Source organism: Nitrobacter sp. Nb-311A, from assembly GCF_000152905.1.
GTDB lineage: Bacteria > Pseudomonadota > Alphaproteobacteria > Rhizobiales > Xanthobacteraceae > Nitrobacter.
This window is the reverse complement of the sequence record NZ_CH672417.1, coordinates 242,499-258,365: the sequence shown is the minus strand read 5'-3', so window position 1 is coordinate 258,365 and position 15,867 is coordinate 242,499. Positions and strand designations below refer to the sequence as shown.

12 protein-coding genes and 2 pseudogenes are annotated in these 15,867 nt (G+C 58.7%); 10 read left to right on the top strand and 4 right to left on the bottom strand.

From position 1 onward, the window contains the following. Window positions 1–223: 223 nt before the first annotated feature. A pseudogene (locus NB311A_RS22645) lies at window positions 224–544 on the bottom strand (PRC-barrel domain-containing protein); the annotation flags it as partial. A gap of 540 nt (window positions 545–1,084) precedes the next feature. On the opposite strand from NB311A_RS22645, the gene NB311A_RS12470 reads away from it, so the two are divergent. The 9 genes and pseudogenes from NB311A_RS12470 (at window position 1,085) to NB311A_RS12435 (ending at window position 12,299) form a co-directional block, all read left to right on the top strand. After that, the gene (locus tag NB311A_RS12470) at window positions 1,085–2,338 is read left to right on the top strand and encodes an MFS transporter (protein ID WP_040675185.1); all 1,254 of its coding nucleotides are present in this window, start codon (window positions 1,085–1,087) and stop codon (window positions 2,336–2,338) included. 794 nt (window positions 2,339–3,132) lie between these two features. After that, entirely contained in the window at window positions 3,133–3,414 is a 282-nt protein-coding gene (locus NB311A_RS12465) for a hypothetical protein (protein ID WP_040675032.1), read from the top strand. Window positions 3,415–3,531: 117 nt separating this feature from the next. Continuing rightward, a complete protein-coding gene (locus tag NB311A_RS12460) occupies window positions 3,532–5,532 on the top strand; it encodes a LodA/GoxA family CTQ-dependent oxidase (protein WP_009798930.1) in 2,001 nt (666 codons plus the stop codon). A gap of 3 nt (window positions 5,533–5,535) precedes the next feature. Continuing rightward, the gene (locus NB311A_RS12455) at window positions 5,536–6,783 is read left to right on the top strand and encodes an NAD(P)/FAD-dependent oxidoreductase (protein WP_009798929.1); all 1,248 of its coding nucleotides are present in this window, start codon (window positions 5,536–5,538) and stop codon (window positions 6,781–6,783) included. A gap of 226 nt (window positions 6,784–7,009) precedes the next feature. Further along, entirely contained in the window at window positions 7,010–7,213 is a 204-nt protein-coding gene (locus tag NB311A_RS20595; RefSeq protein ID WP_083780449.1) for a DUF3551 domain-containing protein, read from the top strand. A 209-nt stretch (window positions 7,214–7,422) separates the two neighbouring features. Then, window positions 7,423–7,914: a pyridoxamine 5'-phosphate oxidase family protein gene (locus tag NB311A_RS12450; protein WP_009798928.1), complete on the top strand. Its 492-nt coding sequence runs from the start codon at window positions 7,423–7,425 to the stop codon at window positions 7,912–7,914. Between the two features lie 290 nt (window positions 7,915–8,204). Then, window positions 8,205–8,762 (top strand): annotated as a pseudogene (locus NB311A_RS12445) (ABC transporter ATP-binding protein); the annotation flags it as partial. Beyond that, on the top strand, window positions 8,759–11,221 hold the full coding sequence (locus tag NB311A_RS12440; protein WP_009798926.1) for an FtsX-like permease family protein: 2,463 nt from the start codon (window positions 8,759–8,761) through the stop codon (window positions 11,219–11,221). The pseudogene NB311A_RS12445 and the gene NB311A_RS12440, both read left to right, overlap by 4 nt. Then, a complete protein-coding gene (locus NB311A_RS12435) occupies window positions 11,211–12,299 on the top strand; it encodes a lipocalin-like domain-containing protein (RefSeq protein ID WP_009798925.1) in 1,089 nt (362 codons plus the stop codon). The genes NB311A_RS12440 and NB311A_RS12435 overlap by 11 nt, the downstream gene beginning before the upstream one ends. A 133-nt stretch (window positions 12,300–12,432) precedes the next feature. On the opposite strand, the gene NB311A_RS22015 is transcribed toward NB311A_RS12435, so the two are convergent. From NB311A_RS22015 to NB311A_RS12425, 3 genes are all read right to left on the bottom strand, one after another. Next, window positions 12,433–12,579, bottom strand: coding sequence for a hypothetical protein (locus tag NB311A_RS22015; protein ID WP_009798924.1), 147 nt, complete (start codon window positions 12,577–12,579; stop codon window positions 12,433–12,435). A 205-nt stretch (window positions 12,580–12,784) separates the two neighbouring features. Beyond that, window positions 12,785–13,282, bottom strand: coding sequence for a ferritin-like domain-containing protein (locus NB311A_RS12430; RefSeq protein WP_040675028.1), 498 nt, complete (start codon window positions 13,280–13,282; stop codon window positions 12,785–12,787). 201 nt (window positions 13,283–13,483) lie between these two features. Then, the gene (locus NB311A_RS12425; RefSeq protein ID WP_009798922.1) at window positions 13,484–14,233 is read right to left on the bottom strand and encodes a DUF72 domain-containing protein; all 750 of its coding nucleotides are present in this window, start codon (window positions 14,231–14,233) and stop codon (window positions 13,484–13,486) included. A gap of 412 nt (window positions 14,234–14,645) precedes the next feature. Here NB311A_RS12425 and NB311A_RS12420 point away from each other — a divergent pair, with 412 nt between their 5' ends. Further along, the gene (locus NB311A_RS12420; RefSeq protein WP_040675026.1) at window positions 14,646–15,506 is read left to right on the top strand and encodes an SDR family oxidoreductase; all 861 of its coding nucleotides are present in this window, start codon (window positions 14,646–14,648) and stop codon (window positions 15,504–15,506) included. Window positions 15,507–15,867: the final 361 nt, after the last annotated feature.

Sequence of the window (15,867 nt, the reverse complement as noted above, 5' to 3'; positions counted from 1 at the left end):
TCTTCAATGCGCGTGGGGATGAGTTTCGGTTTCAATCACTCTCAGCCCGACTACGCCAGCGAACCGGGTTGAAGCGGAAATGCTGTTCTCGGATGCAGGTCGTGGAGCACCACGGCCAGGCGGCGACGGATATCAGGGTCGTGCGATGCGGCCTCGAAAATCTGTTCCTGAACATCCCGCGCAAGTTCAGGCCAAAGCTGCAAAACCGCACGGCCGAGCTGGTCCGGCCTGGCTCTGACCAGTTCCAGTTGCTCTCAGTCTGGTATTTCGGGGCTTTTTGGAGTTGATCGAGGGTTATGCCGGTCCGATAGCCGCCAAGCCGGGTGTCGTATTTGAGCGTATGCCAGGGTAGCGGATAATGATCGTCACCGATTCCAAGGAAACCGCCAAAGCTCAGGACGGCATATGACACGCGTCCGCTGGTCTTTTCGATCATGACCCGCTCGATCGAGCCGATCTTTTCATCGGTGGGGCCAAAGACGGCCGTCCCTTCGACTTTGTCACTTCCGATCAAGGTTCTGGTTTCGTTTTCTTGCGTCGCCATGGCGTCCTCCTGGAGTCTTTTCGCTTCTGGCAGGATCAGGGAAGCGTGGTCCGCTATTTTGAGCTGACGCGCCTTTTCATGCTCAAAACGCTACAGGCTGGAGAACAGAAGCGCCGGGCGCCCCAAAAGTTCCCAGCTACCTGTTTCAGGGGAACAGACAGCGGAGCTTCATGGCTTGATCGATAATTTGTTGCGCTGTCTCATAGGTTCGTCATGCGCTGTTAGCTGATCTGCACCCGCAACTGGAACATAATATTCACTACGCGCAATGCGCCGGCAGAAAGATGCAGCGCATGGTTCGCCGCCGTGGGCGAGGAGCCGAATGGGTGAAACCGTTCGGCAGGCTAGCGCTCGCTCCCCCTGGCGCACTCACCGCGACCGCACCGACGAGCTTCCTCTGAAATCGATAGACGCAAACTCTTCGACGGGTTACTATGTCAACCAGTTGACACTATAACGCCAAAGGCCACTTATAATTTCGTGTCGCCCGGCACATTGGCGTTGAGCTGGCGACACAGAAGTCATGTGCGAGGAATTACCGTGGAAAATTTTAGTGTCGGGACTAACGCGACTGCGGGGCCGCCAGGCAATGCGAGGGTGTTGTGGATATCAACCGTGGCATTTTCCCTCGGGTTCGCGATTTGGGGAATGTTTTCCGCGCTCGCTCCCTTTATGATCGAGCGGTATCATTTTACAAGCACCCAGGTGCTGGTTCTCGCCGCCATGGAGCCGCTTTTCGCGGCCGGCATCAGCATCCCCCTCGGCATCTGGGCCGACAAGTACGGCGGACGCACGGTCTTCACGCTTTTGCTTGTGGTTCTCTCCGTGGTTCTGCTTTTGGGAACCTTTGCTGAGAGCTATTACGGCTTCCTGCTTCTGGGAACGATGCTTGGACTTGGCGGCGCGAGTTTCGTGGTCGGCAACGCCCATGTCTCGTCCTGGTATCCCAAATCGAAACAGGGGACCGCACTCGGCCTTTTCGCGCTTGGCAATGTCGGGATTACGGTGGGCATGATGGCGGTTTCGTATCTGCTCACCAACGTTTTTGATGCCAACGATCCGGACGGATGGCGGCTGATATTCCCGATCTTCGCCGTTCCCACGTTGTTGATGGCGGCGATCTATATGTTCTTTACGTCGGATCCGCCGAACCGGGTGCTCAAGAATACCTCGATGAGCGAAATCTTCGCCGTCTACCGGTCGGGCGTGGTGGTATGGCTGGTTCCCGGTCTCTACTGGGTCGCGTTTGGCACGCTGGTCTTCTTCGCGTCAACGCTGCCGACATATCTGGTCGATCATTGGCACGTGGAGGCGTCGACCGCGGTTGCGGTCTATACGCCGATTTTCGTGGTCTGCGTGGCGATCACCCGGCCATTGGGCGGCTGGCTCGCTGACCGTTACGATGTTCTCAGCCTCTTGAGTGTCTTATTCGGATTTATGTCAGTGCTGGCCGTGCTCCTGGCCTTGCAGATTTCGCTGCCCATCGAGTTGGCCGTCATTTTCGCGCTTGCGGCGCTGTCCGGCGCCGCCGCGGCGGCAGTCGTCAAGCTGATCCCCATGTACTTCGTGCATGTCGGTGCAGTGAGCGGGTTAGCCAAGGCTGCCGGTGCTGCATGCGGGTTCACCATGACTGCGATCCTCGCCGGCAGCAAATATCTCATGGGCGGTTACACTCTGGGTTTCTTCATCTGGGCACTCATGAATATCGCCGCGTTCTATGTGTCATTCTCGCGCGTGGGCTTCAGGAGCGCCAAACCCGTCCATACGATTGCGAAATCCGTCCCTGCTCACTGAAGGGTTCGGAAGCGCAACGCGTCGTTCTTCGGCGGCCCGGCTCGTCCTGTTGGACACGCCGGGCCGTCAGCTCAAATAGGGACAGAATCGTTTAATATAGGAGAGAAAGCGCTCCGCCATCGTTGATTTGGGTTCGCGTTGCGACGTGGACCAGCGATCAGTGCGTAGTGCGTCAGCCATCGGCGCCTCCAGACGATGATGAATGGCATAGAACGCCAAGGGAGAACGTCTGTTCCCGGGTCTTTGGTGCACATGCTGCTCCGCTTGCCGACCGGGTAGGAATTTTAACACGCGTTTTCTTCACGCGAGCCGGTAACCATCCGAGGCAAGCCCGAAGACAGGCTTCGTTCGAAAACGCTATAATATAAGTTTACGGCAAACGGCCTTCGCCTCGGCGGCCTGCAAATGCGGCCGCGACCGACCAAGGGCGTTCTTGGCTGCGTGAACACCTGGACCAAGCGACATTCAGCCGCCTCCGTAAACCTCCGTATGCGTCGGGCTTGATACCTTCCGCGATAGCGGAACGGAGGGGCGAGCGACTTATGGCGCGCATCCGGACGTTATCGAGTGCGAGATGCTTGATGGTTTTCGCGGCATGGCATGGCGCCTGACCCGAAGGAGTGACGTTAAATCCGGCGCGGCCCCCAGCCGCCCGGAGGCCGTGACAAATGGCGTTGCCGCCGCCGCTTGAACCAGGAGTGTCTCTGTCATACCCTCACGTCACTGAATCTACAGGCAGTTAAAGATATTCAGTTCTTTATTTCAGCATGGCCGCTCGACCGGGGAGACAGATCATGGACATCGAGCGTAGAGATTTTGTCAAAGGGTGCGCAACTTTCTCTGTCCTGTTGATGCCGGGGATCGCCAGTGGTGAAAGCATCAAGCCCGCATCGGCTTCAGTATCTCGCTCGCAGGTCGAGAAATCGATCAAAGCCAGCTTCGGCGGTGGTTTCTCCGTGCGGGATTACATCGAATCAAACGGGCGAGCTTGCGCCAGCATCGAGCATCTCGGTAACAGATATGCGGTCGTCTCCGCGGACCTGCTGGACTGGAGCATCGTTGAGGCCTCGCTCTAAGCAACCGAATCCTTCCGTCAGCACTGTTGTTGATCTCCTCTTCAGGTGAGATCGCCTGAATATTGACGGTTGCGGTATTCTTTCCCCAACAATAGCGATTTCTGGAGGCAATGAGTCGTGGCTGAGAAGATCAAGAGCATTCGCATCCACCCTGGAATCGGCATTGCTCGTCTGGGCACCAGTGACGAATTTTACATCGGACCAGAAACGCCGGGCGTTGTTGTCGATCCGGGCGGCCGCAATGGCCCCGGACCAAACGGCGGAACCTACCGCGACAGTGAGGCGCGACTGAAACGTCAGGCGCAGCGATATCGAATCTATGCTTACGACGCCAATGACGAGGTCGTTGCAGAACTCACATCCCATTCCGACCTCGTACAATCCGTTCGCTGGCGGGTTCATGTCAGAAACATGAAAGCAGCGAATTATGCGTTTCAGGGCGCGTATCTGTTTGATCCGGACAAATTGCGAAACCCTTCCATCCAGCCCGGTATGAAGCCGATCGAACGCGACAAGCTGATCATTGATCCGGGTGTGCATACGATCGCTTCGGGGCGGACCGAGCCGGTGGTCATGAAAGGTGATGTGTTCAGGGACATCGAGAAGGGGACGTTGCCGGGCGAATTGCGTTTTGAGGGGTTCACGCCGAAGGATCCTTCAAAAGAGGTTGATGTCACTTACAAGGTCGCCAGAGATATCGAATTCGGGCAGCTTCGTTTGGATTCCAAGGACCGGCTGCTGTTTATTCCCGCGCCGGGGAAGGGCGAGTGTGTCACCACGCCCAAGGTCGTTCTGTCGAACCCAAGCGAAACAATGAGCCCTCCGAACGGCCCGGAGAACGGCAAGAATCCGCTGACGAACCAGTTCGCCTACTTCAACATTCCAGGATGGTGGGATGACACGTGCTGTGGCGAAATCGATGTGACCGTCACGCTGAAGGACGGAACTGTATTGAGCACACGCGACAACGTGAAATCAGCGACGGACGAAGGAACGCGGAATCCGCTTGCGGGGGCCTGGATCGTTACCGCGCCACCGAAGTTTGCACCTCACATGTACCATGTGGTCTCTATTCTGGATCGCGTTTATGAGGCCTTTCCTGAGTCTTACCCCCACTTGGGGAAGAAGACGAACTTCTATCGGGACATCTACCCGATCTTCGCCAAGGCGGTCACCTACAGCTGGGTGAACGCGGCGGCAGGAGGCGTTTCACCTGAAACCAAAGACGCCGCTCACGGTCCAGGGCAGCCGGGAAGCCTGCTCAGTGCCGAGTACATGGCTGCTTTCACGGATCCGGGCGAAGACAGCAAGCCGACGCGGCAGATGATCTATGGATTGATGCGGCATGCGCCCGGAAAGCGCGGTCGGCTGGTTGATGCCCTGATGCCGCCGCCGCCCGCGCGCCCGACCAGCTGGAAGGATGACGAATTCAAACGTGATGAAGACTCCTCCAAGATGCCCAAGCTGTGGGGAACGGGGGGTAAGCCGTTGCAGAACAAGCAGTTGGGATTCAGTCTTCCCGATCAGTTTCTCAGCCTGACCGATTGGCAACTCAAACACCTGAAAGAATGGGCGGACGGAAACTTTGAGGTAGGCTCTCCAACAAAACTAGTGGCGCTTGAGAACTTGCCGCTGGGTGAGCAGCCGCATGCGCTCGACAGTTCGGCGCTCGAACCCACGATTGGCGGCGGCTTCCACCCGGGAATCGAATTCCCGTATCTGATCATTTATCGGGAGAATTTCGCGGAAGCGTTCCGCGTCAACAAGGGCATCGAGCCCGGATCGCTCTCTGCTTTCATGTCGAGCCCGTGGCAGGGTGATTTCTGGTCGTGCAACGTGATGTGGTGGCCGACGCAGCGGCCGGATATCGTTTTCGAATACGACAGGAAGAACCACACCCGAACCTACAAGGAATGGTTCCGCGGATACGATGAACACGGTGAGCCGCTCTCGTCTGACGACGGTTACCACCAGATGGTTTATGCCTGGTCACGATTGGGCATGGTGCTGCCGGTCAAGAATGAAGACGGTAGCTTCCTCAGAGCCAACGGTCAGATCGTGTTCGCCGAACAAGAGCGTGATCCGGCGTTGAACCGGCCGCCCGCCAAGAGCAAATGATCGGTGGCGGCGGCGCCGTTGCTCGACCCGGCCTGGACAACATGGGATGTCGTCATTGTCGGCGCGGGGCCGGCGGGAGCCGCGACCGCCATCACGTTGGCGAACTGCGGGCAGCGCGTTTTGCTCGTGGAGAAGCGCGGATCGCCCAGCTTCAAGCTTGGTGAGTCCTTGCCCCCGGCCTCCATTGGTCTGGTCAGACACTTCCTGGGAGACCCTGAAAGTCCAGACCAGCAACTTCCTGGTCTCTTCAGGACCGCCGGCAATATCGCGCTGTGGGGAAACGAGCAGGCCGAGATTACGGATTTTTTCTTCACGCCGACCGGCCATGGTCTCTGCGTCGACCGGCTGGCGTTTGATGAAGCGTTGTGTACGAAAGCCATCGCGGCCGGTGCGACCTTGCTCAGGGATGTCCGTTTCCAGTCCTGTACGCGGATCGAAAGCGGCAATTTCAATTGGCAGCTAACGCTCACCTCGCGCGCCGGCATTCGGCAGGTTCGTGCCCGTTATCTCGTCGATTGTTCGGGTCGCCAAGCGGTCGTGGCCCGCATGCTTGGTGTCCCGAGGCTATATCAAGGCGATCGGCTGTTCGCCTATGCGCAATGGTTTTCCTGCTCCGGCGGTGATGATGACCGTTACACCCGGATCGAGGCCACGCCACACGGCTGGTGGTACAGCAACCGCTTGCCCGGCTCCGGAGGCAATGAAACTAGACGGCTGGTGGTTTTGCACACCGATAAGGATCTTCCAGCGGCGAGGTTGGCGGCCTCACGTCAAGGTTTCGATCAACTGCTGGACGGTTCGACACATATCGCGCTCTTGCTCAAGGCTCGCGGCTATCGTTCTTGTGGAAGCATCCGGGGTGCGCCGGCCCATAGCCAGCGGCTACGAGACTTTTGCGGCGACGCCTGGATGGCGGTGGGCGATGCGGCACAAGCATATGATCCGCTCTCGTCGCAAGGCATCGACAAGGCGCTCAGGACGGCCAGTCATGCCGGACATATGATTCACTACGCGCTGACTGACTCTTCGCAGGGTGCGACGGGGTTGGACGGTCGCAATCCCTACATCCATCGATACGATCAAGAGCAGCACCGACTCTGGCAGGCGTTCTCGTCCCAACGAAATTTTTACTACGGCGTCCAAACTCGCTGGTCCGATCAGGTGTTCTGGCAACGTCGGCGGCAGCCGGCGAATGAATCCAGTCAATTCAGCACTGATGAAACCGAGCCCGGCGGTAACGGCGCGATTTGACCGCGCTATCGCGTTATCGAGCAAAGTGAAAATCCGGTTCGATTGAAGAAAACGCGTCCATCAAAAAGAATGGTCTTTCATCGCTTTCGTGGAACTGCGAAAGACCCGGTTCCTGGCTCTGCGAGCAAATTCTCCGTGTGGAACCTTTTTTCATGCAGATTATGCCGCCGCATACAGGAACCTTGCGCGTCGGCACTCTGTTGGCCGGAAAAGGAGGAGCGATGATATGAGAATCGTTTTGCTCGTCATTCTAGGCGCCGGAACGTTGATGGGTGCGAGCGCGCTGATATCCGCGGAGAATAGCGCATACTGCTTACAGGGAGGAGAGCGGGGCTATCCCGGTAACTGCCAGTTTTCGACCTATCAACAGTGCGTCGCATCGGCGTCAGGAACGAATGCGACGTGCGGCACGAATCCGCGCATGCCGTAAAACAGCCACTAGGAGTCGTGCTTTGGCAGAAAGCGCTTTCATCCGGCCGTGGGAACCCAAGTTGCGGGGTTTTCTGTTTCGCAACTGAACTCAGACTTTTTATCGACGCGGGACCCAGGATGCCTTCGGAAAACCATCCTTCAGTCCGGCGCCGTGAATGATGATCGACCACTGCCGCGTCAAAGCTCGTAGCTGTAAGAGGACTCGTCATGAGCCAAGGAAAAGACATCGACCGGGTCTGGGACATCGTTGAACAAGTTGGCGTTTGCATGCTGACGACGCAATTTGCCGGTGGACTGCGCGCGCGGCCGCTCGAAGCCAGGCCGGATCGCGACGCCGGCCTGATTTTCTTCATAACCGACATCCATAGCCCGAAGGAGGAAGAGATTGAGCCCAGGCCCGACGTCGGCCTCGTCTTTATCGATTCGAGCGATAAAGCCTACCTGTCCATCACCGGGCGCGCCTGCATCATCCACGACGCCGAAATGACACAAGCGGCATGGCGAAAGACGGATGAACTATGGTGGCCAGGAGGACCCGGCGACCCTAACGTATGCCTGTTGCAGATTGAACCCTCGATTGCGGAATTATGGGACGGGCCGGCGAGCAGCCTCGTGACGGTATTTGAGTTCGCCAAGGCGAAGTTGACCGGCAAGAAGCCCAACCTGGGGGAGAATCGGAAGGTGACGGTCAAGCTGTAGGGCTCTTCAGCACCGCCCGTTGAGGCCGTCGGTCGAGATGCGGCGCGGGACGAGGGCGGTTGGCAGGCAGGCTGGAGCGGAGCCATGGCGCCAAGCGCTGGATTTACGTCAGCGGAGAAGCAATGGCGCGCACGAGATAGCCTGAGATTTCGTTCATTGACGGACGAGACGACAAGGTCCATCCAAAAGCACCGATGCTGGATATCCAGAACCTGACCAAAACCTATTCTTCGGCGCAGGAACACATCGCCGTTCTTCGCGGAGTCTGCATGTACGTCAGCGCCGGTGAAAGTGTCGCGCTGACCGGCGAATCGGGAAGCGGAAAAAGCACATTACTGCACCTGATCGCGGGCCTCGACGAGGCGGACGGTGGCTCGATCCGGATCGCCGACACCGAAGTGACTGCGCTGGGGGACCGGGATCGGGCCGCGATCCGCCGGGATCGGCTCGGACTGGTTTTTCAACAGTTCAATCTGATTCCGTCCCTCACCGTGGCCGATAATCTGGCTTTTCAATCGCGTATCGCCGGCCGTCATGACAGCCGCTGGCAGAACGAACTCGTCGAACGGTTGGGCCTCGGCAATTTGCTGGAACGATATCCCGAGCAACTTTCAGGCGGCCAGCAACAGCGGGTTGCGATCGGGCGCGCGCTTGCGGTCAGGCCGCCTCTGCTCCTGGCTGATGAACCGACCGGCAATCTTGATGAGGCAACGGCCGACGACGTCACGGATATAGCGCTTGATCTCGTCAAGCGGACCGGATGCGCTTTTCTTATGGCGACGCACAGCACGCGGCTTGCCGCGAGACTGGACCGGAAAGTTCGACTGAGCACCGGACTGATTTCGTGAAGCAGGGGTGTTGGATCCTTGCGGTTCTGCTTAGCCATTGGCGCCGGCATCCGCTGCAATTGACGACGCTCATGGCGGGCCTGATCTCCGCGACTGCCTTGTGGAGCGGCGTGGAAGCACTGAACCAGCAGGCTCGCGCCAGCTACGATCGGGCCGCGGCGGTCTTTGGCGGCTCCCGGACCGCGATGCTGGTCGGGCAGCGGAGCTCTACATTTTCTCAACAGCTTTTCATCGATCTTCGGCGGGCGGGGTGGCAAGTCTCACCCGTCATCGAAGGGCGAGTTCGTATTCAGGGAAGACCATTTCGCCTGTTGGGAATCGAGCCGGTGACGTTTCCAGCGCAGGCGGGAACGGTTCCGGCGATCGGCAAGTCGGATCTGAAATCATTCATCGCGCCTCCCGGCGAGGCCCTGGTCGCGCCGGAGACATTGGCCGCGCTAGGCGGGACCGAAGGCGCGGTCTTTCGTGCGGACGACGGTGGAGCATTGCCGCCGTTCAAAGTCCAGGCGGAACTCGCGCCAGGCGTCGTGATCGTCGATATCGGACAAGCGCAACGCCTTCTTCACCTGCCAGGCCGGATATCTCGTCTGCTGGTCGATAATATACGCAACCGCCCTCCGCCGCTTGAGGCTGTCACCGGTGACATGCTCAAATATGTCGCGGCGGACTCCGAAACCGATCTTGAACGTCTGACTGACAGCTTTCATCTCAATCTGTCGGCCTTCGGGCTGCTGTCGTTTCTCGTTGGACTGTTTATCGTCTATTCGGCGGTTGGTCTGGCCTTCGAGCAGCGCATGCCGATGTTTCGGACCCTGCGCGCTTGCGGCGTATCGTCCCGGACGTTGAACAGCGTGGTGCTGATCGAGTTGCTGGTCTTGGCCATCGCCGGCGGCCTGATCGGATTAGTCTGCGGATATCTGATCGCCGCGGCGTTACTGCCAAACGTTGCCGCGAGCCTGCACGGGCTGTATGGCGCGCGAGTTTCCGGAGCGCTGGTCCTCGGACCCGAATGGTGGATCGCAAGTCTGGCAATGAGCGCCGTCGGGACATTGGCGGCGTCGGCGACAAGCCTCCTGAAAGTCATCCGTCTTTCCGTCCTCGCCGCGGCGAAGCCTTATACATGGCAGCAATCGCAGCGGCGATGGCTGGGCTGGCAAGGCCTCATGGCCGTCGCGATGCTTGTCGCGGCAATCACGGTCCTGATGGTCGGCGGCTCGCTGATCTCGGGATTCGCGGTGCTGGCGTTATTGCTGCTGGGTGCGGCGCTCGCGCTTCCCGTGCTGCTCGAAGCCGTACTGCGTATCGGCGAGCGAAATTCGCGACAGCCGCTTGTGATCTGGTTCTGGGCGGACAGTCGCCAACAACTTCCCGGACTGTCGCTGGCGCTGATGGCGTTGCTGCTCGCGCTCGCGGTGAACGTCGGAGTCGGAACCATGGTGGAGAGCTTCAGCAAGACCTTCGCCGCTTGGCTGGACGGTCGGCTCGCCGCGGACGTTTATGTGAACGCGTTGAGTGATGCCCAGGCGCGCGATATCGAAGCATCCTTGCGCGCCCGGCCCGAGGTCACCGCCATCCTGCCAAGCGGCCGCGCCGAGATCGAGATCGGCGGCTGGCCGGCGGAGGTTCTTGGTCTCGCCGATCACGCCACCTATCGTGACCGCTGGCCGTTGTTGGAGTCGCAGCCGAATGCGTGGGATAACGTCAAGGCAGGCGAAGGCGTCCTCGTGAGTGAACAACTCGCACGGAGGCTGAAGCTACGGCCTGGCGGTCGGCTCGATGTAAGCACTCCCACCGGCATCTGGTCTCTGCATATCGCCGCGATCTATGCGGATTACGGCAATCCTAAAGGGCAGATCGCCGTCGATATCGACGCCTTCAGAGGTCGGTTTCCAAATCTGCCGCGGACCCGGTTCGGCCTGCGCGTATCGCCTGGCAAGATCGCGCCGCTGATCGATGACATGCGCCGAGAATTTCGTCTCGACGAAAGTCGGCTCTCCGATCAATCCACGCTGAAGTTGGAATCGACGAGAATTTTCAACCGCACCTTCGCCGTGACCGCTGCACTGAACACGTTTACGCTCGGTGTCGCTGGAGTGGCGTTGCTCACGAGCCTTCTGACCCTCAGTCATTCCCGTCTTCCGCAACTGGCGCCGTTATGGGCGCTCGGGGTGACAAGGCGGCAACTGGCCGGCATTGAGCTTCTCAGGACGATATCCATTGCGTTCATCACCGCGATGCTGGCGCTGCCGCTCGGCTTGCTGGTGGCATGGTGCCTGATCGCTGTTGTCAACGTCAGAGCATTTGGCTGGCGTCTGCCGTTCCATGTCTTTCCGCTGCATCTCGCCGAACTTCTCGGCGTGGCGATGCTTGCGTCGCTACTGGCGGTGCTGATTCCGGTCGTCCGTCTGATGCGCATGGCTCCGGCGGCGCTGATCAGGATCTTTGCCAATGAGCGCTAGTGCAAACATTTCGCGCCGTACGTTTGCAACGGGGCTTGCCGTTCTCGGCTTTGGGCGAAGAACCTCGCTGGCTCAGACCTTCGCTGATCTTGGTGGCGATGCGTCCGGATTTGCTTCTGTCATCCCCGGCAAAAGCTTTGAATTTCCCCGGGATCACGGTCCGCATCCGGATTACCGGATCGAGTGGTGGTATCTCACCGCCAACCTCAAAGACAGCGCCGGCGAGCGGCTCGGCGTGCAGTGGACGTTGTTTCGCCAGGCGATGCAGCCGGGACCGCAACGCGACGGCTGGGCGAGCCAGCAAGTCTGGATGGGTCATGCCGCCGTCACGCGCGCCGATACGCATCGCTATAGCGAAACGTTTGCACGCGGAGGCGTGGGCCAGTCCGGCGTGGAAGCCGACCCCTTTCGCGCCTGGATCGATTCATGGCAAATGCGCGGGCTCGATCGCATCTCGGCGCTCACCGTCGCACCACTTGAGATCAACGCATCGAGTGCGGAGTTCAGTTATGCGCTGAGGCTTGAAGCTGGCAAGGCGCTCGTACTCCAGGGCGAGGCCGGCTACAGCGTAAAATCCGAACGTGGGCAGGCGTCCTACTATTATAGCCAGCCGCACTTCACGGCGGCCGGGACCGTCACGATCGATGGCAGGCCCGTCAATGTCATCGGACAGGCCTGGATGGATCGCGAATGGAGCAGTCAGCCGCTGGCCTCGGACCAGACCGGATGGGACTGGTTTTCGCTGCACTTGGGGACCGGCGAAAAGCTGATGCTGTATCGCCTGCGGCAAACCCAAGGCCAACCCTACCTTACGTGCAACTGGATCGGTCTGGATGGGCGGTCGGTTGCGCTTCCTTCCACGTCGATTGATATGATTCCGACAGCCACGACCGAAGTCGCGGGTCGCACGCTGCCGACAAGCTGGCGTATCGTCCTTCGTGATCGGGCGATGACGATCGAAACAATCGCGCTGAATCCAGCAAGCTGGATGGGGACGCGCTTTTCCTATTGGGAAGGTCCGATCAGCTTCACCGGCACCCATCAGGGTGTCGGTTATCTCGAACTGACAGGTTATTGATCGACATTCTCCGCCGCTATAGCTGGGCCGCCGACCTCACGTTTCGCTTCGGCGTGTCGACGGCTCGCCGTCAGCGACCAGGACCAGAGTCTGAATTTCTCTGAAGTTGTCGATGATATCCGACTGGAGTCTTCTAGAAATAGAACACATAGACCGCTGCGAATCCTGCCACCACCAGCGTCGTGCTCCAGACCAGTACATTGCGCACGGTTGGTCCCCGCTCGGCGCCTCGCGCCTCCAGGGCGGTTTCGATGATCCGTCCGTCTTCCCGCTTTGCCATTTAATCTCTCCCTGCGAATTTGGTCCGTGCCGTCATAGGCACTGGGTCAACCGGAGGGGTCAGATTTCGTTCCGATTCGAGACGTGGCGACTCGAAACGGGTGCGATCAGGTTTGATGCTGTCTGGTGGAGTGGCTATGTGATTTCCGAAAAAAGCCATTCCCTTTCGGGAATGGCTTTGGAACAGCTTTGGCTACGCGAAGGATTTATGCCGCTTCCGCTTCGATGTTGACGAGGCTTTCCGCAAGCGTCACCAAGGCTTCGTCGGTCTTCTTTTCCTCGGCCAGCGTTTGCTTCAGGAGTTTGGCGGAACCCTCAAATCCGAGCTGGCTTGCCCACGCGATCAACGTACCATAACGCGAGATCTCGTAGTGCTCCACCGATTGAGCCGCCGCGAGCAATCCCGCATCCAGTGCGGGAGAGCCCTTGTACTCGGTCATGATTTCCTTGCCCTCTTCGATAATGCCGAGGATAGCGTCACAGGTCTTGCCTTGAGGTCGCGCCTCGATTTCCTCAAACACCTGTTCGAGCCTTTCGATCTGACCTTCCGTCTCTTCGAGGTGCTTTTCGAAGGCGACTCGGAGTTCGTCACTTTGCGCAGCTTTCGCCATCTTCGGCAGCGCGCTCAGGATTTTTTTCTCTGCGAAATAGATGTCCTTCAGAGTGTCGTGAAAAAGGTCTTGAAGCCGTTTCTGTTTGCTCATCGGAAGCTCCCTTTCATGAGGCATTCCCTTAATGGCGAACATCCTGCAGGGTTCCTGTTGCACCCTTATAGGTTCGGTCGCCAGCCATCGATCAGTTCCGCAGCTTCTGTTAGCTCCACCTGAACGTTGAAGCGTTGCGGTAGCAAGAGGTTGAAGAGAGTGCCATGGCTCCGGGTCATTGGTCTCGGTCATTGCTCCTGATCATTGGTCCAAGTGCATCAGACGCACCAATCGCGCTGCATCGAGCGGAGCCGCGCTCTTCTGATCGTTGTCGAAATAGACGTAGATGCTGTGTCCTTCCTTTTGCAAGCGTGACAGTCGTCGCGCCCATGCCGTCAGCGTTTGCGGGGCATAACGATCACGATAATTTCCTGACGGCCCATGAGCGCGAACGTAGACGTGAGGCGCGGTGACCTCCCACGGCGCCGGTGCATCGTGATGATCCGAGATGCAGAGGGCGCAACCATTGTCGCGCAGAAGGTCGAAAACTTCCTGTGTGTACCAGCTCGAGTGTCGAAACTCGAAGACGTATGGATGCGATTTGCCGAGCTGCTGGAGAAATGACGCAAGCCGAGCAGAGTTCTTTTGGAATTGCGGTGGCAGCTGAAACAACACCGGCCCAGCCTTCGTTTTCAGAAGGCGAAGGCGGCTTTCCAGGAGGGCGAGGCTGTTTTCGGATTCCGGGCCGAGTCGTTTCCAGTGCGTGATGAACTTAGAGGCCTTCCAGGCGAAGACAAACTTCGGGGGCGTTTGCGCAGCCCAGGCACGGACCGCCTTGGCTGTCGGTGTGCGATAGAACACCCCGTTAAGTTCCGTGGTGGCGAAGTGATGCGCGTAGTAGTCGAGGTGAAGACGAGCCGGCAGTTTGGGGGGGAAAAATGGACCGCGCCAGGATTTGTAACTCCACCCGGAGGTGCCAATGAGGATGACCGGCTTTGGCTTTTTGCTCATCGCTGGAAAAAGCCTCCTGCCTGAATCATGCGGGCCACGCGCGAGTCCTAACAATGACTCGAGGTGACGGTTCCTAGTGGCTTTCCCCTTTTGGAACCGTGCTGCGCTTTAGGAAGCTCGGCCGCTAAAGGAAATGCGCGGGAGCATTGCCCATTCGCGCAGGTCGTCGGCCGAATACGCTTGTCGATAGTCCGACGGCGTCGCCTTTTCCGGCGCGGTCACCTCGTTGTCGTTGGAACGGCTTATGTTCTGGCGTGTTGGCGGAGGTGATGGTTCCGATTGCGAGCGTCTTCAATACATTTCCCATGCAATCCGCCGACGCTTGGGGACAGGCCGCACCGGCACTGGAGGAAAGCGTCGGCCTCGGCAGTCATTCGGGATTGGATCACAGGGTGAAACAGGGAGACCTTTCATGTCGTCAGCCTACCCCGCACCGCCGTTTGCCGCGCAGAAGCAGCCCATGCCAGGTGCGACGGCAAAAATGGAGCCGCGACCAGACCATGGTGAGAGCAGTTACAGGGGCTCGGGCAGGTTGCGGGGCCTGAGAGCGATCATTACAGGCGGCGATAGTGGGATTGGCCGGGCGGTTGCTATCGCCTTTGCCCGCGAAGGCGCCGATCTTCTCATCGCTTACCTGAACGAAAACGAGGACGCGCAGGACGTGAAGTCGTTGATCGAGAAAGAGGGGCGCAAGGTCTCTCTCATGGCCGGTGATATCAGCGATCCGAACCACTGTAAGGCGATCGTCCGGTGCGCGGTGGACGAGCTCGGTGGTCTCGATATTCTTGTCAATAATGCCGCGCATCAGGCGACGTTCAAGGATATCGCGGACATCAGCGATGACGAATGGCGAATGACCTTCGAGGTCAACATTCATGCGATGTTTTATCTTGCCAGGGCGGCTGTGCCCCACCTGAAACCGGGCAGCGCGATCATCAACACGGCTTCCATCAATTCGGACATGCCCAATCCGACCTTGCTCGCCTATGCCACCACGAAAGGCGCCATTCAGAATTTCACCGGCGGGTTGGCGCAGATGCTCGCTGAAAAATCGATCCGCGTGAATGCGGTGGCGCCCGGACCAATCTGGACTCCGTTGATCCCCTCGACCATGCCGGAGGAGACCGTTACCAACTTCGGCAAGCAGGTTCCAATGAAGCGCCCCGGGCAGCCCGCCGAGCTGGCGACTGCCTATGTCATGTTGGCTGATCCGCTCTCGAGCTACACGTCAGGCACCACCGTGGCGGTGACCGGGGGCAGACCATTCATCTGAAAGTACATTCATCTGAAAGTGAATGAGCCGGCGACTATACGGGGAGACGATTTTCCTTCCGCAACGTTGTTAGTCTGCAGGAGAAGAACGATGGCATACGCTTTATTCTATCAAGATCAACGCATCGGTGCAGCCGCCCCCAGCGAACTTGAGGCATGGCGGCGAGCGCTTCGCTCGGGTCTGATTACCGACATTCCTGACTCGGATCACCGGGACGTTCAGGCCTCGCGGCGCGGTCTTTACGTCAAGCAAGTGGACGAAGACTTTGAGCCGCGGTCAGACTGGAATCTTCCGTCTGAAATTTCCTAGAAGCTTTCCGCGTCTGATTGAACCAGAAAGCGTAGCTCTATGATTTTCATGG